Origin of the sequence: Nocardia sp. MH4, from assembly GCF_019266065.1 — a bacterium.
Classification (GTDB): Bacteria; Actinomycetota; Actinomycetes; order Mycobacteriales; family Mycobacteriaceae; genus Nocardia; species Nocardia canadensis.
Genome location: NZ_LPNR01000112.1, coordinates 366,944 through 384,126, shown reverse-complemented (window position 1 = coordinate 384,126; position 17,183 = coordinate 366,944). Strand labels below are relative to the sequence as shown.

General features: G+C 69.3%; 13 protein-coding genes. 12 read left to right on the top strand and 1 reads right to left on the bottom strand.

The window, feature by feature from the left end:
• The first annotated feature begins 179 nt into the window (after window positions 1–179).
• The 10 genes from ATM97_RS23945 to ATM97_RS23900 all read left to right on the top strand — a co-directional run bounded on the left by ATM97_RS23945 (window position 180) and on the right by ATM97_RS23900 (window position 11,041).
• Complete coding sequence (locus tag ATM97_RS23945; protein WP_218720349.1) at window positions 180–1,679, top strand: CoA-acylating methylmalonate-semialdehyde dehydrogenase; 1,500 nt, start codon at window positions 180–182, stop codon at window positions 1,677–1,679.
• Between the two features lie 6 nt (window positions 1,680–1,685).
• Window positions 1,686–2,825 carry an acyl-CoA dehydrogenase family protein gene (locus ATM97_RS23940; RefSeq protein ID WP_218720348.1) on the top strand — a complete coding sequence of 380 codons (1,140 nt, stop codon included), beginning with the start codon at window positions 1,686–1,688 and terminating at the stop codon, window positions 2,823–2,825.
• Window positions 2,822–3,892, top strand: coding sequence for an enoyl-CoA hydratase/isomerase family protein (locus ATM97_RS23935; RefSeq protein ID WP_218720347.1), 1,071 nt, complete (start codon window positions 2,822–2,824; stop codon window positions 3,890–3,892). Before ATM97_RS23940 ends, ATM97_RS23935 begins: the two co-directional genes overlap by 4 nt.
• Window positions 3,889–4,785: a 3-hydroxyisobutyrate dehydrogenase gene (mmsB, locus tag ATM97_RS23930; RefSeq protein ID WP_218720345.1), complete on the top strand. Its 897-nt coding sequence runs from the start codon at window positions 3,889–3,891 to the stop codon at window positions 4,783–4,785. The genes ATM97_RS23935 and mmsB overlap by 4 nt, the downstream gene beginning before the upstream one ends.
• Window positions 4,782–5,558, top strand: coding sequence for an enoyl-CoA hydratase (locus ATM97_RS23925; RefSeq protein WP_218720344.1), 777 nt, complete (start codon window positions 4,782–4,784; stop codon window positions 5,556–5,558). The genes mmsB and ATM97_RS23925 overlap by 4 nt, the downstream gene beginning before the upstream one ends.
• A gap of 31 nt (window positions 5,559–5,589) precedes the next feature.
• Entirely contained in the window at window positions 5,590–6,801 is a 1,212-nt protein-coding gene (locus tag ATM97_RS23920; RefSeq protein ID WP_218720342.1) for an acetyl-CoA C-acetyltransferase, read from the top strand.
• 2 nt (window positions 6,802–6,803) lie between these two features.
• Window positions 6,804–8,969: a 3-hydroxyacyl-CoA dehydrogenase NAD-binding domain-containing protein gene (locus ATM97_RS23915; protein WP_218720341.1), complete on the top strand. Its 2,166-nt coding sequence runs from the start codon at window positions 6,804–6,806 to the stop codon at window positions 8,967–8,969.
• Window positions 8,970–8,974: 5 nt separating this feature from the next.
• Window positions 8,975–9,667: a TetR/AcrR family transcriptional regulator gene (locus ATM97_RS23910; RefSeq protein ID WP_218720339.1), complete on the top strand. Its 693-nt coding sequence runs from the start codon at window positions 8,975–8,977 to the stop codon at window positions 9,665–9,667.
• A gap of 39 nt (window positions 9,668–9,706) precedes the next feature.
• On the top strand, window positions 9,707–10,204 hold the full coding sequence (locus ATM97_RS23905; protein ID WP_218720337.1) for an SRPBCC family protein: 498 nt from the start codon (window positions 9,707–9,709) through the stop codon (window positions 10,202–10,204).
• Window positions 10,205–10,309: 105 nt separating this feature from the next.
• Complete coding sequence (locus tag ATM97_RS23900; RefSeq protein ID WP_218720335.1) at window positions 10,310–11,041, top strand: hypothetical protein; 732 nt, start codon at window positions 10,310–10,312, stop codon at window positions 11,039–11,041.
• 255 nt (window positions 11,042–11,296) lie between these two features.
• On the opposite strand, the gene ATM97_RS23895 is transcribed toward ATM97_RS23900, so the two are convergent.
• Window positions 11,297–12,070, bottom strand: a complete 774-nt coding sequence (locus ATM97_RS23895; RefSeq protein WP_218720333.1) for a uracil-DNA glycosylase — start codon at window positions 12,068–12,070, stop codon at window positions 11,297–11,299.
• 80 nt (window positions 12,071–12,150) lie between these two features.
• Here ATM97_RS23895 and ATM97_RS23890 point away from each other — a divergent pair, with 80 nt between their 5' ends.
• Both ATM97_RS23890 and car read left to right on the top strand, forming a co-directional pair.
• Complete coding sequence (locus ATM97_RS23890) at window positions 12,151–13,677, top strand: carboxylesterase/lipase family protein (protein WP_218720331.1); 1,527 nt, start codon at window positions 12,151–12,153, stop codon at window positions 13,675–13,677.
• The gene (car, locus tag ATM97_RS23885) at window positions 13,674–17,174 is read left to right on the top strand and encodes a carboxylic acid reductase (protein ID WP_218720329.1); all 3,501 of its coding nucleotides are present in this window, start codon (window positions 13,674–13,676) and stop codon (window positions 17,172–17,174) included. Before ATM97_RS23890 ends, car begins: the two co-directional genes overlap by 4 nt.
• Window positions 17,175–17,183 lie beyond the last annotated feature (9 nt).

Genomic DNA, 17,183 nt, shown 5'->3' with positions numbered 1-17,183 from the left:
TCTCCCTGATGTCGATGGGCTGCGCACCAGAGTGAGCAGTTGTTGGCGTTCTGTCAATAGAACGATCAGATGTTGACAAACCGCCAATAGTGCTGCCATGGTATCAATTGATTGGACATCCAACTATTGGAGCTCCTTTCACCTGCGCCCCGGCGCACCGACCCACGACAAGGACTGGCATGGTTCGCGAACTCACCCACTTCATCGACGGACAGCACGTCAAGGGCGCCTCGGGCGCGTTCGGTGAGGTGTTCGATCCGAACACCGGGCAAGTGCAGGCCACGGTTCCGCTGGCGAACACCGCCGAGGTCGAGGCGGTGATCGCCAACGCGGCCGCCGCGCAGCCCGGGTGGGCGGCGTTCAACCCGCAGAAGCGCGCCAGGGTGCTGATGAAGTTCCTGACCCTGGTCAACGACGAGATCGACAGCCTGGCGGCCCTGCTGTCGTCCGAGCACGGCAAGACCATCGCCGACGCCAAGGGCGACATCCAGCGTGGCCTCGAGGTCATCGAGTTCGCCGTCGGCATCCCGCACCTGCTCAAGGGTGAGTACACCGAGAGCGCGGGCACCGGCATCGACGTGTACTCGATGCGGCAGCCGCTCGGCGTCGTCGCCGGCATCACCCCGTTCAACTTCCCGGCCATGATTCCGCTGTGGAAGGCCGGTCCGGCGCTGGCCTGTGGCAACGCCTTCGTGCTCAAGCCCTCCGAGCGCGACCCGTCGGTGCCGCTGCGCCTGGCCGAGCTGTTCCTCGAGGCGGGTCTGCCGCCGGGGGTGTTCAACGTGGTCAACGGCGGCAAGGAAGCCGTCGACACGATCCTGCACGATCCGCGGATCAAGGCCGTCGGCTTCGTCGGCTCGACCCCGATCGCGCAGTACATCTACGAGACCGCGACCGCCAACGGCAAGCGTGCCCAGTGCTTCGGCGGCGCCAAGAACCACGCGATCGTCATGCCCGACGCCGACCTCGACGATGTCGCCGACCAGCTGATCGGCGCGGGTTACGGCTCGGCGGGCGAGCGCTGCATGGCGATCTCGGTGGCCGTGCCGGTGGGGGAGGAGACCGCCGATCGGCTGGTCGCGAAGCTGACCGAGCGGGTGCACAAGCTCAACGTCGGCCGCTCCGACGACCCGGGCGCCGACTTCGGCCCGCTGGTGGGGCGCGACGGCGTGGACCGGGTGAACAATTACGTCCAGATCGGTGTCGACGAGGGCGCCGAGCTGGTCGTCGACGGCCGCGGCCTGGTCGTCGAAGGCGCCGAGGACGGCTACTTCGTCGGCGCGAGCCTGTTCGACAGGGTCACCGCCGACATGCGGATCTACCGGGAGGAGATCTTCGGTCCCGTGGTGACCGTGGTCCGCGCCGAGGACTACGAGGAGGGTCTGCGCCTGGCCAACGAGCACGAGTACGGCAACGGCGTGGCCATCTTCACCCGCGACGGCGACACCGCCCGCGACTTCGCCGCGCGCGTGCAGGTCGGCATGGTCGGCATCAACGTGCCGATCCCGGTGCCGATCGCCTACTACACCTTCGGTGGCTGGAAGCGGTCGGGCTTCGGCGATCTCAACCAGCACGGCCCGGACTCGATCCGCTTCTACACCAAGACCAAGACGGTGACTCAGCGCTGGCCCGCGGGGCTGAAGGAGTCCAACGCCTTCGTCATCCCGACGATGGACTGAGCGGCCGTGTTCACTCTCAACGACGACGAACGCGCGATCGGCGAGACCGCGCGGCAGTTCGCCGACGAGTTCCTCGCGCCGAACGCGCTGGAATGGGATGAGCGCAAACACTTCCCGGTCGACGTGCTCCGCAAAGCGGGCCCGGTCGGCCTGGGCGGCATCTATGTGCGCGAGGACGTCGGTGGTTCGCACCTGCGCAGGCTCGACGCCGTGCGGATCTTCGAGGAACTGGCCACCGGGTGCCCCGCGGTGGCGGCCTACATCTCGATCCACAACATGGCGACCTGGATGATCGACGCCTACGGCACCGACGAACAGCGGCACCGCTGGGTGCCGGGTATGGCGTCGATGGAGCTGCTCGGCAGCTACGCCCTCACCGAACCGGGGGTCGGATCCGACGCGGCGGCCCTGAGCACCAGAGCCGTGCGCGACGGCGACGACTACGTCCTCAACGGTGCCAAGCAGTTCATCTCGGGTGCCGGCGCCAACGACGTGTACGTGATGATGGTGCGTACCGGCGGCGCGGGCGCGCGCGGCATCTCGGCGCTGATCGTCCCGGCCGACACCCCCGGCCTGACAGTGGGGCCGAACGAGCGCAAGATGGGCTGGAACGCCCAGCCGACCCGCCAGGTGATCCTGGAGGACGCCCGCGTGCCGGTGGCCAACCGGCTCGGCGCCGAGGGCGACGGCTTCGCGATCGCGATGAACGGGCTCAACGGCGGCAGACTCAATATCGCCGCCTGCTCGATCGGCGGCGCGCAGGCGGCGCTCGACAAGACCGTGCCCTACCTCGCCGAACGGCACGCCTTCGGCAAGCCGCTGGCGCGCAACGAGGCCCTGCAGTTCGACCTGGCCGACATGCGCACCGAGCTCGAAGCGGCACGGACTCTGCTGTGGCGGGCCGCGGCCGCGCTCGACGCCGGGGCGCCGGACAAGGTCGAACTGTGCGCGATGGCCAAGCGTTTCGCCACCGACGCCGGCTTCGAGGTCGCCAACAAGGCTCTGCAGTTGCACGGCGGCTACGGCTACCTGCACGAATACGGCCTGGAGAAGATCGTCCGCGACCTGCGGGTGCATCAGATCCTCGAGGGCACCAACGAAATCATGCGGGTGGTCGTCGCCCGCACCCTGACAGGAGCGGCATGACCGACGAACCCGAAGTGCTGATCGCCGTCGCCGACGGCCTCGGCCTCATCACCCTGAACCGGCCCAAGGCCATCAACGCGCTGAATCATCCGATGGCACTGGCCATCACGGACGCCCTGCGGGCATGGGCCGACGACGACGCGGTGCGCGCGGTCGTCGTCACCGGCGCCGGTGAGCGCGGTCTGTGCGCGGGCGGCGACATCGTCGCCATCCACGCCGACGCGCAAGGCGGTGCGGCGAATGCCGATTCACCGACCGGGGTGTTCTGGCGCGACGAATACCACCTCAACGCGCTGATCGGCCGCTATACCAAGCCGTACGTGGTGATCATGGACGGCATCGTGATGGGTGGCGGTGTCGGCCTGTCCGGCCACGGCAGCCACCGTATCGTCACCGAGCGGTCCCGAATCGGCATGCCCGAGGTCGGGATCGGTTTCGTCCCCGATGTCGGCGGTACCTACCTGCTCTCGCGAGCACCGGGCGAGATCGGCACGCATGTCGCGCTGACCACCGCGCGGATGAGCGCGGGCGATGCGATCGCGGCCGGCTTCGCCGACCACTACGTCCCGTCCGGCGCCCTCCCGGCGCTGCTCGACGCGTTGCGCACGACCGATGTCGACGCCGCGATCGAGAAGTTCGCCGAACCGGCGCCGTCGTCGGAGCTGCTCGCCCAGCGGAGCTGGATCGACGCCTGCCACAGCGCCGACACCGTCGAGGAGATCGCGGCCCGCCTGCAGACCGCCGACTCACCCGAGGCGACCAAGGCCGCCGAGGAGATGCTGGCCAAATCGCCGGTCTCGCTGAAGGTCACGCTGCGCTCGCTGCGAGCGGCGCGGGATCTGCCGAGCCTCGAGGCGGTGCTCGATCAGGAGTACCGGGTCTCGATCGCCTCGCTGCGCTCGCACGACCTGGTCGAGGGGATCCGCGCCCAGGTCATCGACAAGGACCGCAACCCGCGGTGGCTGCCCGCGACCCTGGCCGAGGTCGACGACGCGCAGGTCGCGGCGTACTTCGCCGAACTGGGCGACAAGGAACTCGGCGCGACCACGCAGGAGGCACGGCGATGAGCAAGAAGATCGGTTTTCTCGGACTCGGCCACATGGGCGCGCCGATGGCGGCGAACCTGGTGCGCGCCGGACACGACGTGCTCGCCTTCGATCCGGTGCCCGCCGCGCAGGACCAGGCGCGCGCCGACGGCGCGACCGTGGTCGAGCGCGCCGCCGACGCGGCCGTCGACCGGGACGTGGTGATCACCATGCTGCCCAACGGCAAGCTCGTGCTCGACGTGTACGCGGAACTACTGGCGGCCGCGGCGCCGGGCACGCTGTTCATCGACTGTTCGACCATCGACGTCGCCGACGCGAAAGCCGCTGCCGCGCAAGCGGTGGCGGCCGGTCACCGGCCGTTGGACGCCCCGGTCTCCGGTGGTGTGGCCGGCGCGACGGCCGGCACGCTGACCTTCATGGTGGGCGGTGCGGCCGCCGACTTCGCCGAGGCGCGCGAGGTTCTCGACGTGATGGGCGGCAAGGTCGTGCACTGCGGTGACGCCGGTGTCGGCCAAGCCGCGAAGATCTGCAACAACATGCTGCTCGGCATCTCGATGATCGGGCTGTCCGAGGCGCTGGTGCTCGGTGAACGGCTCGGCCTGAGCCATCAGTCGTTCTTCGACGTGGTCTCCACGGCGTCGGGCCAGAGCTGGGCGCTGACCAGCTACTGCCCGGTCCCCGGCCCGGTTCCCGCGAGCCCGGCCAACAACGACTATCAGCCCGGTTTCGCGACCGCGCTGATGTCGAAGGACCTCACCCTGGCCGCGAACGCTCTGCGCGCCAACGGTATCGACGGACAACTCGGCGAGCTCGCCGCCGCCATCTACGAGCGGTTCAACCAGACCGACGCGCGCCGGGACTTCTCGGCGATCGTCACCGACATCCGGGAGCGTTCCGGGGAGGGCACCGAATGACCACGTACGAGACGATCCTGCTCGAGCGCAAGAACCGGGTCGGCTGGATCACCCTGAACCGGCCCAAGGCCCTCAACGCGCTCAACACCCAGGTCCTCGACGACATCGTCGCCGCCCTGGACGAGCTCGAACGCGACGACGAGATCGGCGCGGTGGTGATCACCGGCTCGGCCAAGGCGTTCGCCGCGGGCGCCGACATCAAGGAGATGCAGCCCAAGTCCTACATGGACATGTTCATGGACGACTTCTTCGCCCGCTGGGACCGGCTGGCCCAGTTCCGCAAGCCCACCGTCGCCGCGGTTGCGGGGTACGCCCTCGGCGGCGGCTGCGAGCTGGCCATGCTCTGCGACATTTTGATCGCCGCCGACACCGCGCAGTTCGGGCAGCCCGAGATCAAGCTGGGCGTGATCCCCGGCATCGGTGGTTCGCAGCGCCTCACCAGGGCGGTCGGCAAGGCCAAGGCGATGGACCTGGTGTTGACCGGTCGGAACATGGGCGCCGAGGAGGCCGAACGGGCCGGACTCGTGTCACGCATCGTGCCCGCCGACGACCTGCTCGGGGTCGCCGCGGAGGTCGCCGAGACCATCGCGGCCAAGTCGCTGCCGGTCACCATGATCGCCAAGGAGGCGGTGAACCGGTCCTTCGAGACCACCCTCGCCGAGGGTATCCGCTTCGAGCGCCGCGTCTTCCATTCGCTGTTCGCGATCGAGGACCAGAAGGAAGGCATGAACGCCTTCGTCGACAAGCGCACCGCACAGTTCACCCATCGCTGACCTGTCAACGACGACACAGTTTCGAGGAACCATGACCGAGGCATTCATCTACGACGCGATCCGCACCCCGCGCGGTCGCGGCAAGAAGAACGGCGCCCTGCACGGCGTCAAACCGCTCGACCTGGTGGTCGGGCTCATCGAGGAGCTGAAAGTCCGGTACCCCGGGCTGGATCCGGCAGCGATCGATGACATCGTCCTCGGCGTGGTCTCCCCGGTCGGCGATCAGGGCGCCGATATCGCCAAGACGGCCGCGCTCGCGGCCGGACTGCCCGACACGGTCGCCGGCGTGCAGCTCAACCGATTCTGCGGTTCGGGTCTCGAGGCGGTCAACACCGCGGCGCAGAAGGTGCGCTCGGGCTGGGAACAGCTGGTGATCGCCGGTGGCGTGGAATCGATGTCGCGGATTCCGCTGGGCTCCGACGGCGGCGCGTGGGCGATGGACCCGGTCACCAACTACAGCACCTACTTCGTGCCGCAGGGTGTCAGCGCGGACCTGATCGCCACCATCGAGGGCTTCACCCGCGAGGATGTCGACGCGTTCGCGGTGCGGTCGCAGCAGAAAGCGGCCGCTGCCTGGTCCGGCGGCTACTTCGCCAAGTCCGTCGTGCCCGTGCGGGACATCAACGGCGCCGTCCTGCTCGACCACGACGAGCTCATGCGCCCGGACACCACGGTCGAGAGCCTGGCCGGGCTGACCCCGTCGTTCGCGGCGATGGGGGAGATGGGCGGATTCGACGCCGTCGCCCTGCAGCGGTACCACCAGGTCGAGAAGATCGATCACGTCCATCACGCGGGCAACTCCTCGGGCATCGTCGACGGGTCGGCACTGGTGCTCATCGGCAGCGAGGCCGCCGGTGCCGCAGCCGGTCTCACGCCGCGCGCCCGGGTCGTCGCGTCGGCCGTCAGCGGGAGCGACTCGACGATCATGCTGACCGGCCCGGTCCCGGCGACCGAGAAGGTGCTGGCCCTGGCCGGACTCACGGTCGACGACATCGACCTGTTCGAGCTCAACGAGGCCTTCGCGTCGGTGGTGCTCAACTATCAGAAGAAGCTGGCCATCCCGGACGAGAAGCTCAACGTCAACGGTGGCGCCATCGCCATGGGCCACCCGCTGGGCGCCACCGGCGCGATGATCACCGGAACCATGGTCGACGAGCTCGAGCGGCGGGGAGCCCGCCGCGCGCTGATCACGCTGTGCATCGGCGGCGGCATGGGCATCGCCACCATCATCGAGAGGATCTGACCATGACCGACACCATGATCGCCTGGGACCTCGGCGCCGACCGGGTGCTCGTGCTCACCATCGACGACCCGAACCAGTCGACCAACACCATGACCGAGGCGTTCGCGCGTGACCTCACCGCCACGGTCGACCGGCTCGAGGCCGAGAAGGACACCTACGACGGCGTGATCCTCACCTCCGGCAAGGACACCTTCTTCGCCGGTGGTGACCTGAACCTGCTGATGAACGCCACGCCGGCGACCGCGCCCGACATAGCCCTCGGCCTCGACACCTACAAGGCCGCGTTCCGCCGGCTCGAGACGCTGGGCAAGCCGGTGGTCGCCGCGATCAACGGCACCGCGCTCGGCGGCGGCTTCGAAGTCGCCCTGGCCACCCACCACCGCATCGCGCTCGACGCCAAAGGCAGTCTGCTCGGCCTGCCCGAGGTCACCTTCGGGCTGCTGCCCGGCGCGGGTGGCGTCACCCGGACCGTGCGACTGCTCGGCATCACCGACGCGGTGCTCAACGTCGTCGGCCAGGGCCAGCGGATGAAGCCCGCGAAGGCCCTGCAGGTCGGGATCATCCACGAGATCGCCGCCACCCGCGCGGAGATGTTCGACAAGGCCCGCGCCTGGATCGCGGCCAACCCCGAGGCGGCGCAACCGTGGGATGTGAAGGGCTACAAGCTCCCCGGCGGCACCCCGTCGAGCCCGGCGCTGGCGGCCAACCTGCCCGCGTTCCCGGCCAACGTCCGCAAGCAGCTCAAGGGCGCCCCGATGCCGGCGCCGATCGCGGTGCTGGCCACGGCCGTCGAGGGCGCGCAGGTCGATATCGATACCGCGTTCGCGATCGAGACCCGCTACTGCACCAACCTGATCTGCGGCCAGATCTCGACCAACATGATCAAGTCCCTGTTCTTCGACCTGGGGACGATCAACAAGGGCGGCAGCCGCCCCGAAGGCTTCCCCGTGCGCACGCCGGAGAAGGTCCTCGTGCTCGGCGCGGGCATGATGGGCGCGGGCATCGCCTATGTGCAGGCCCGCGCCGGCATGCAGGTCGTGCTGAAGGACGTCACGATCGAGGCGGCCGAGCGCGGTAAGGACTACTCGCGCAAGCTGCTCGACAAGGCGCTGCGCAGGGGCGCGATCAGCCAGGACGAGTACGACCGGATCCTCGGCCGCATCCACCCGAGTGCCGACCCGGCCGACGCCGCGGGCTGCGACTTCGTCGTCGAGGCCGTGTTCGAGGATCCGGGCCTGAAGCAGAAGGTGTTCGGCGAGATCGAAGCGCTGGTGAACCCGGACGCCCTGCTCGGCTCCAACACCTCCACGCTGCCGATCACCGATCTGGCCACCGGCGTGCAGCGGCAGCAGGACTTCATCGGTCTGCACTTCTTCTCGCCGGTGGACAAGATGCCGCTGGTCGAGATCGTCGTCGGCGAGCAGACCAGCGACGAGGCGATCGCCAGGGCCATCGACTACACCCTGGCGATCAAGAAGACCCCGATCGTGGTGAACGACAGCCGCGGCTTCTTCACCAGCCGGGTCATCGGCCAGTTCATGGACGAGGCGATCGCGCTGGTCGCCGAAGGCGTGCACCCGGCGTCGGTGGAACAGGCCGCCACCCAGGCCGGTTATCCGGTGGGCGCGCTGGCGCTGGCCGACGAGATCAATATGAAACTGGCGCAGAAGATCCGGCGCAGCCTCGAGGAGAACCTGCTCGCCGAGGGCAAGCGCTGGACCGAGTCCAGGGCGTATCCGCTGGTCGACGCCATGGTCGACGACTTCGACCGGCCCGGCCGGCTCGAGGGTCGCGGCTTCTACGACTACGACGCCGAGGGCAAGAAGCTGGGTTTGTGGCCGGGCCTGGTCGAGAAGTACACCCGCGACGATCACGGCATCCCGTTCGTCGACATGCAGGAACGGATGCTTTTCGCCGAATCCCTCGACACTGTGCGGTGTTTCGACGAAGGCGTGCTGCGCACGGTGCCGGACGCGAACATCGGCTCCATCTTCGGCATCGGGTTCCCGGCGTGGACCGGCGGCGTCGTCCAGTACATCAACCAGTACGCGGGTGGGCTCGCCGGGTTCGTCGCCCGTGCCGACGAGTTGCGGGCCGCCTACGGCGATCGGTTCGAGGTGCCGGAGTCGTTGCGGACCAAGGCCGCCGCCGGGGAAACGCTCGGCTGAGCGTCATGACGACGGACACGACTTCCCGGCCTCCGGTGCTGCCGGGCGCGGGGGTGACCTCCGCGCGCGGGGTGCGCGGCGACGGCAGACGCGCGCACCGCAGGCGCGCGGTTGTCGCCGCGGCTCGGGACGTGTTCGTCACCAACGGCTATCACGGCGCGCGCATGGCGGAGATCGGTGCGCGCGCCGGGATCAGCAAACCGGTGCTCTACGACCACTTCGCGAACAAGCTGGACCTGTATCTGGCGGTGCTGCAACAGTATCTGGACCGGATGGTCGACGGGGTCCGCGCCGCGGTCGCGGCCGAGACCACACCGCGCGCCCGGGTGCGGGTGGCCGTGTCGGCGTACTTCGACTTCGTCGACGAGGATCCCGGCGGCCACGTGCTGGTCTTCGAGTCACCGGTGCCGAGCGAACCGAGTATCGAGTGGCGGGTGCGCAGCGCGATGCGCGCGTGCGCCGATCTCGTCGCCGCCGAACTCCGCGCGGTCGGGGTCGGCGCCGCACCGGCCGATATGTATGCCTGGAGCCTGGTGGGCTCCAGCCATCTGGCTGCCCGCCACTGGCTCGACGCGGGCAGGCCGATACCCAAACAGGACGCCGTCGAGGTCGCCGCCGCCCTGTGCTGGACCGGATTGGCCGGGTACGAGCGCAGGCTCGACCGGGCGAACACCCACTACGACAAGCGATCGGCGTGAGCGATCACCGTCGCCACCGACTGAACGGATCGAACAGCTATGTCACCGTCCTTTGCCCTGCACGAATCCGATGACACCTTCCTCGCGACGGCCACCGACCGCTACGTGCACGTGGTCGACATCGCGGCGCCGCCCAGCGCCGTCTGGCGCGCGCTGACCGCCGACGACGCGCTGGTGTCGTGGTCGGCGGCCGTCACCGGGATGCGTTGGATCTCCCCGCCGCCCTTCGGTGTCGGGTCCACCCGGGTCGTCACCCTCGCGGGCGCCGCGGCGCTGACCGAACGTTTCTACCGCTGGGACGACGAGCGCCGGATGACCTTCACCGTCGACGCGGCCTCCATTCCCGGCCTCCGCCGCTTCGCCGAGGACATCCAGCTCACCCCCACCGCCACCGGTACCAGGCTGACCTGGACTTTCGCTCTCGAAGGCGGCCCCGCCCTGCGCCCGCTGCTGCGCCTGTCCGGCCCGATCACGACCCGCCTCACGGGGTCCATCGCCCGGGGCATCGTCGGGAAGGTCGAAGCCCAGGTGCACTGACTTCGTTGCTCCGGCTGCCCGCATCTCGCCGACGGAGGGGCGGCAGCCGGAGTGGCTTCGAATTCCTCGTGCGAAACTGCGTGTGCCCGACGTAACGTCGTCGCGGTGATCGACGGGGAAAACGAGGCACAGTCGCCGGCCACCGCGTTGTCGGCCCTCGACGAGGCGTTCGCCCGGGTACCTGCGCCCGCGTCGATCGCGGCGTGTCCGTGCTGCCGTCATTCCGGCGACTACGCGATCCTGCTGCGTCGTCGGCGCCGTGACCTGACGGGATCGGATCTGGGCGCCTACACCTACCGCGCTCTGACGACGGTGGGCTCGGCGACGGACTTTCGGTACCTGGCAGGGAGAATCCTGCAGCTCTCGCATACGCACGACGCGGCGATGCCGGACCTGGAGGTGGTCTACGGGAAATTGGGCCGAGCGGGCTGGCAGAGCTGGCCGGAAGCGGAAGCGATCACCGCGGTGATGGATGCGCTGTGGCGGGACCAGTTCACCGATGGCAGGCCGGAGGTGTCGATCGGCACTGTGCTGTGTGCGCTCGGGTCGGCACAGGGCACTGTCGCGGCTCGGTTGATCGAGTGGGGTGAACTTGCGGGCCATGCGGGGGTGCAGCGGCTGCACGAATTCGTCTCGCAGCACTGCCGGAGGAAAGGTGATGTCACGGTTCCCTCGAATGCCTACTGGGACAAGGGGTCGGGGGATTACGGCGAGCTGGTCGACTGGCTCAACGGTGGTGCGGCGCTCGGTGCCGTTGTCGCGGCCTTCGAGCGCGCGGACGATCCGAACACTCTGGAGCTTCTCTCGGAGATCCATGCGGTGCTCGATCGCGGTTGACCGAATGCGGGGGCGGGGGAGGGGTCGCCGGTGAGTCGACAAGACGGTGGGGGAGCGGAGCGAGTGCGAGCCACCGACGGCAGGCGAGGGGAGTGTCGGCGGCGCGCTCGGGAACGATCGCCCGGATCCGGGTCTTGGCCTGCTTCCCTGAACTCATCTCGAACATTAGGAGACGTAGATATGCGCATCTAAGAATGAATGTCATCCCTGTCGGATACCTTGCCCGACCGCGTCACCCACCCTTTCAAAAGAAGCTCAGGACAGGAGGGGTTGGTCAGCAGTGGGTCCGGACTCGGCGATCAACTGGGCGGTGCGGAAGACGTCTTCGATCATGGCCGGGGTGAGTCGGCCGGTGAAGGTGTTGTGCGGGCTGACGTGGTAGCAGCCGAGGATGGTGATCGTGCGGCCGTCCGGATGGGCGAGGGTGACTTCGGCGCCGTGGTCGAAGCGTGGTCGTGGGCGGGGGACGGTCCAGCCGCCGCCGGTGAGCACGGTGAACAGCGCCTGCCAGCCGAAGGCGCCCAGGACGACGATGACTTTCACCGTCGGCGCGAGCAGTTCCAGTTCTCTGCTGAGGAAGGGGGCGCACCGGTGGCGTTCCTCGCTGGTCGGCTTGTTCTCCGGGGGTGCGCAGTGCACGGGTGCGGTCAAGCGCGTGTTCAGGAGTTCGATGCCGTCGTCCACGCTGACCGGCTGCGCACCGGTCGCCAGGCCGACGGCGTGCAGCGCGGCGAAGAGAACGTCGCCGCTGCGGTCGCCGGTGAACATGCGGCCGGTGCGGTTGCCGCCGTTGGCGGCAGGCGCCAGGCCGACGACGAGGATCTCGGCGTCGTCGGGGCCGAAGCCGGGGACGGGGCGGGCCCAGTAGTCCTCGTCGCGGTAGGCGGCGCGTTTGACGCGGGCCACTTCCTCGCGCCAGGCGACGAGGCGGGGGCAGGCGCGGCAGGTGCAGATCAGGCTGTCGAGGTCGGCGACGCTCCGGGCATCTTCTGCCGCGAGCGGTGCGGTTTCCGGGGCGTCGCCGGCCATCGGCCCAGTCTAGTCGGCGGGGTTCGGCAGACGGCCGAACCACCTGCGCGGTACCGCTGGTACCACGTACTGTGGGGCGCATGGTGTCCACAGAGATCGTGACCGCCGACGGAGTCGTGCGCGGTCGTGCGGGCCGTCGAGTTGTCAGCTGGCGAGCCCTTCCCTATGCGGCCGCGCCCGTCGGAGAACTACGGTTCCGCGCCCCCCAACCCGTGCAACCCTGGACGGGGGTGCGCTCGGCGACCGAGTACGGGTTCGCGGCCATGCAGCACCCCAACGGTGCTCGCACCGGGGCCCGCACGTGGCAGCCGACGGGGGAGGACTGTCTGACCCTGAATGTGACCGCCCCGCTGACGCCGTCGGAGAGTCCGCGGCCGGTGATGGTGTTCATCCACGGCGGCGGGTATGTGATCGGCGCGGCCAGCATGTACTCGGGTGCACGGTTGGCGGTGCGCGGCGATGTGGTCGTGGTGTCGGTGACGTACCGGCTCGGCGCGATGGGCTATGTCGATTTCAGCGAGTTCTCCACGCCGGAAAGGCCTTTCGAGTCGAACCTGGGTCTGCGGGATCAGGTCGCCGCGCTCGACTGGGTGCGGCGCAATATCGCCGCGTTCGGTGGCGACCCCGCAAACGTGACCATCTTCGGGGAGTCGGCGGGTGCGCATGCGGTGATCTCGCTGCTGGCGACACCCGCCGCGGCGGGCTTGTTCCATCGGGCGATCGCGCAGAGCGCGCCGGCGGATTGGACATCCGAGCCTGCCGAAGCGCGCGAGTTCGCGCGCAGCTGCCTGGAACGGCTGGGCGCCGATCCCGCCGACGCGGCCTCGGTGCTGGCGACGGCGCCGGCGAGTGAGCTGTGCCGGGCGGCCGATCGCGCGCTGTACCGGACCCTGCGGGAACGTCCGGGCAGTTTTCCCTACAGCCCGGTGGTCGACGGGAAGTTCCTGCCGGAGGCGCCGATCGATGCGATCGCGGCGGGTCGTGCGCATCGCGTGCCGCTGATCATCGGCACCAATCGCGACGAGGCGACGTTGTTCCAGCGGTTCATGAAGTCGGTGCCGCACACGCCCGCCCAGCTCACGTCCACGTTCGGACGCTGCGCTCCAGGTGCGGAGCAGCGAGTGGTCCGCAGTTACCCCGGGTACCCGGCCGCGCGGACCGCGGTGCGGATCGGCGGTGACTTCATGTTCCTGCGACCGACCCTGGCCGTACTGGAAGGTCACAGCCGGTATGCGCCGACCTACGCCTACCGGTTCGACTACGCGCCCCGGGCGGTGCGCCTGGCCGGGTTCGGTGCGACGCACGCGCTGGATCTGGTGCCGGTGTTCGGCTGGGTCGACAGTCCGGTCGGCCGGGCGATGACGGCCGCGGGCGGTCGGCGGGCCTTTCTCGCGGTGCAGGATCATATGCAGGACAACTGGCTGACTTTCGCCCGGACCGGCGCGCCGCTGCCCGCGTGGTCGCCGTACACGGCCGAGCGCAGGGCGACCTGCATCATCGACCATCCGCCCCGGGTGCTGATCGATCCCGAGGCGGCGCGGCGGGAAGCCTGGTGCGACGTCCGGATCTCCGCGCTGGGTGGTCCGGTCGATCGGAACGGGGCATGACGGTCGAGCTGGACGCGGGCCGGCTGGCGGAGCGCATCCGGGCGCTCTACGCCGAGGACGAGCAGATCCGGGCGGCGACGCCGCTCGAGGACGTCCATGCGACGGTCACGACGCCGGGATTGCCTCTGGCACACATCGTCTCGACGGTGATGACCGCGTACTCGGATCGGCCAGCCCTGGGTGTCCGTCGCACCGAACCGGTCGTCGACGGCGGCCGCGTGACGCGCCGTCTGCTGCCGGAATTCGAGCTGGTGACCTACGGCGTGGTGTGGGAGCGGGCTCGCGCGCTGGCCGCCGCGTGGCACGGCGCGGGTGTCGGGGCGGGGGATTTCGTCGCGACGCTCGGGTTCACCGGTGCCGACTACACGGTGCTGGATCTGGCGACGATCCATCTGGGTGGGGTCGCGGTGCCGTTGCAGTCGGGAGCCGGTCTGACGCAACTGCGTTCGATCCTGGACGAGACCGAGCCGCGGGTCTTCGCCGTCGACACCGCGCATCTGGCGGCGGCGGTCGAGACGGTGCTGGCGGGCACGGCGCCGGACTCGCTGCTGGTGTTCGATCATCACGCGGACGACGACGATCACCGCGACGCACTGGCCGCCGCCCGCGCCCGGCTGACCGCGGCGGGGTCGACGGTCGCGCTGCACACGATCGACGAGGCGATCGCCCGCGGTCGTCGCGCCGATCCCGCGCCGCTGACGGTGCCTGCCCCGGGCGAGGATCCGCTGGCGATGTTGATCTACACCTCGGGCAGCACGGGCACGCCGAAGGGTGCGATGTACACCCATCGCCTGGTGGCGGCGGGCTGGCAGCCTGCCCGTCCGGTGGCGGTGCTGAATGTGAACTTCCTGCCGATGAGCCATATCGCGGCGCGGTTGACCTTGACCGGTGTGCTCGCGCGCGGCGGGACCGCGTATTTCGCGGCGGCGCCGGATATGTCGACGCTGTTCGAGGACATCGCGCTGGTGCGGCCGACGGAGATCTTCCTGGTGCCGCGAGTGTGCGACATGATTCTGCAGCGTTTCCGGCAGGAGGTGGATCGGCGGTCGGGGCCGGGCGTCGACGCGGCGGCGCTGGCCGAGGAGGTGCGTACCGAACTGCGGGAACAGTTCCTGGGTGGCCGGTTGATGACGGTGCTGTGTGGGAGCGCGCCGATCGCGCCGGATCTGCGGGAGTTCGTGGAGTCGGTGTTGCGGTTGCGGTTGCACGACGGCTACGGGTCGACCGAGACCGGGGGCGGTGTCATCTTCGATACGAAGGTGATGCGCCCGCCGGTGCTGGACTACAAGCTGGTCGATGTGCCGGAGCTCGGCTATTTCGCTACCGACAAGCCGTATCCGCGGGGTGAGCTGCTGCTCAAGACGACCACGATGATCTCGGGCTACTACCGGCGCCCTGATGTCACCGCGGAGGTGTTCGACGAGGACGGTTTCTGCCGCACCGGTGATGTGGTCGCCGAGCTGGCGCCGGACCGGCTGGCGTATGTGGATCGCCGCAACAATGTGCTGAAGCTGTCGCAGGGCGAGTTCGTGACGGTGTCGCGGCTGGAGGCGGTGTTCGCGGGGGCGGATCTGGTGCGTCAGATCTTCGTGTACGGCAGTAGCGAGCGGGCGTATCTGCTCGCGGTGGTGGTGCCGACGGAGGCGGCCCTGGCCGGGCCCGCCGGGGACGTGCGGGCGGCGGTGAGTGCGTCGTTGCATCGGGTGGCGGTGGCGGCCGAACTGGAGCCGTACGAGATCCCGCGCGACTTCCTGATCGAGACCGAGCCGTTCTCGATCGCCGACGGCCTGCTGTCGGGGGTCGGGAAGTTGTTGCGGCCCAAGCTGAAGCAGCGGTACGGGGAGCGGCTGGAAGCGCTGTACGACGATGTCGCGCGCGACCAGGAGGCGCAGTTGCGGCGGTTGCGCCGGGACGCGCCCGGTCTGCCGGTGTTCGACACGGTGGCCGGGGCGGCGCGGGCGGTGCTGGGGTGCTCGGCCGCGCAGTTGCGGCCCGAGGCACGGTTCGGTGATCTGGGTGGGGATTCGCTGGCGGCGCTGTCGTATTCGACGTTGCTGCGGGAACTGCTCGAGGTCGAGGTGCCGGTGAACGTGTTGCTCGGGCCGGACAGTGATCTGGCCCGGATCGCGGACTATGTCGGTCGGGAGCGTGCGCTCGGTGCCCGCAGGATCGATGCCGAGACGGTGCACGGTGCCGGGGCGACCGAGATCCGGGCGTCCGATCTGAGGTTGGCGGAGTTCCTGGACGCGGCGACGCTGGATCGGGCCCCGCAGCTGCCGCCCGCCGCGGTCTCGCCGTCTACGGTCCTGATCACCGGCGCGAACGGCTACCTGGGCCGGTTTCTCCTGCTGACCTGGCTGGAACGGCTGGCCCCGCGGGGTGGCCGGGTGATCTGTGTGGTGCGCGGTGGTGACGCGGCCGCCGCTCGCGCGCGCCTGGACGCCGCGTTCGACACCGATCCGGTGCTGCGCGAGCATTTCCGCGCGCTCGCCGACGATGCGCTCGAGGTGCTGGCGGGGGATATCGGTGAACCGAATCTCGGTCTGTCCGCCTCGACATGGCAGCGTCTTGCCGAGGAGGTGGAGCTGATCGTGCACTCGGCGGCGCTGGTGAATCATGTACTGCCGTATGGGCAGTTGTTCGGCCCGAATGTGGTCGGTACGGCGGAGGTGATCCGGCTGGCGTTGACGGCGACCCGGAAGCCGGTGAGTTATCTGTCGACCGTGGCGGTGGCGGCGCAGGGGGAGTCCTTCGCCGAGGACGGTGATGTGCGGGTGATGAGTCCGGTCCGGCGGCTGGACTCGAGCTATGCCAATGGGTACGGCAACAGCAAGTGGGCGGGTGAGGTGTTGTTGCGGGAGGCGTCGGATCGGTTCGGGCTGCCGGTGGCGGTGTTCCGGTCGGACATGATTCTGGCGCACAGCACCTATCGCGGTCAGCTCAATGTGCCCGACGTGTTCACCCGGCTGCTGTTGAGCGTGCTGGTGACCGGTCTCGCGCCGGTGTCGTTCTATCTGACCGACGCTCAGGGGCGGCGGCAGCGCGCGCACTACGACGGGCTGCCCGCCGATTTCGTCGCGGCGGCGGTCACTGCGCTGGGTGCGGGGGCGGTCGCGGGGTATCGGACCTACGACGTCGTCAATCCGCACGACGACGGCATCTCGCTCGACAGTTTCGTCGATTGGCTGATCGAGGCGGGGCATCGGATCGATCGGATCGAGGACTACGCGGACTGGTTCGCGCGCTTCGAGACCGCGCTGCGCGCGTTGCCGGAGGGGCAGCGCAAGCACACGTTGTTGCCGTTGTTGCAGGCGCACCGTCGTCCTGGGCGCCCGCTGCCCGGGTCGGCGCTGCCCGCGGACGGGTTCCGGGCGGCGGTGCGCGCGGCGGGGATCGGCACCGAGCGGGATATCCCGCATCTGGGTCGCGCGCTGATCGGCAAGTACGTCAGTGATCTGGTCGGCCTCGATCTGCTGGATGGGCCGGGGGAGGAGTAGCCGGCGGCC

Bases quoted from the DNA above. Each gene is read 5' to 3' on its own strand.
- ATM97_RS23895 (WP_218720333.1), bottom strand. From the start codon at position 12,070: ATGGCCGGCGACGCCCCGGAAACCGCACCGCTCGCGGCAGAAGATGCC.
- ATM97_RS23910 (WP_218720339.1), top strand. From the start codon at position 8,975: ATGACGACGGACACGACTTCCCGGCCTCCGGTGCTGCCGGGCGCGGGG.
- ATM97_RS23925 (WP_218720344.1), top strand. From the start codon at position 4,782: ATGACCACGTACGAGACGATCCTGCTCGAGCGCAAGAACCGGGTCGGC.
- ATM97_RS23920 (WP_218720342.1), top strand. From the start codon at position 5,590: ATGACCGAGGCATTCATCTACGACGCGATCCGCACCCCGCGCGGTCGC.
- ATM97_RS23890 (WP_218720331.1), top strand. From the start codon at position 12,151: ATGGTGTCCACAGAGATCGTGACCGCCGACGGAGTCGTGCGCGGTCGT.
- car (WP_218720329.1), top strand. From the start codon at position 13,674: ATGACGGTCGAGCTGGACGCGGGCCGGCTGGCGGAGCGCATCCGGGCG.
- ATM97_RS23945 (WP_218720349.1), top strand. From the start codon at position 180: ATGGTTCGCGAACTCACCCACTTCATCGACGGACAGCACGTCAAGGGC.
- mmsB (WP_218720345.1), top strand. From the start codon at position 3,889: ATGAGCAAGAAGATCGGTTTTCTCGGACTCGGCCACATGGGCGCGCCG.
- ATM97_RS23935 (WP_218720347.1), top strand. From the start codon at position 2,822: ATGACCGACGAACCCGAAGTGCTGATCGCCGTCGCCGACGGCCTCGGC.
- ATM97_RS23915 (WP_218720341.1), top strand. From the start codon at position 6,804: ATGACCGACACCATGATCGCCTGGGACCTCGGCGCCGACCGGGTGCTC.
- ATM97_RS23905 (WP_218720337.1), top strand. From the start codon at position 9,707: ATGTCACCGTCCTTTGCCCTGCACGAATCCGATGACACCTTCCTCGCG.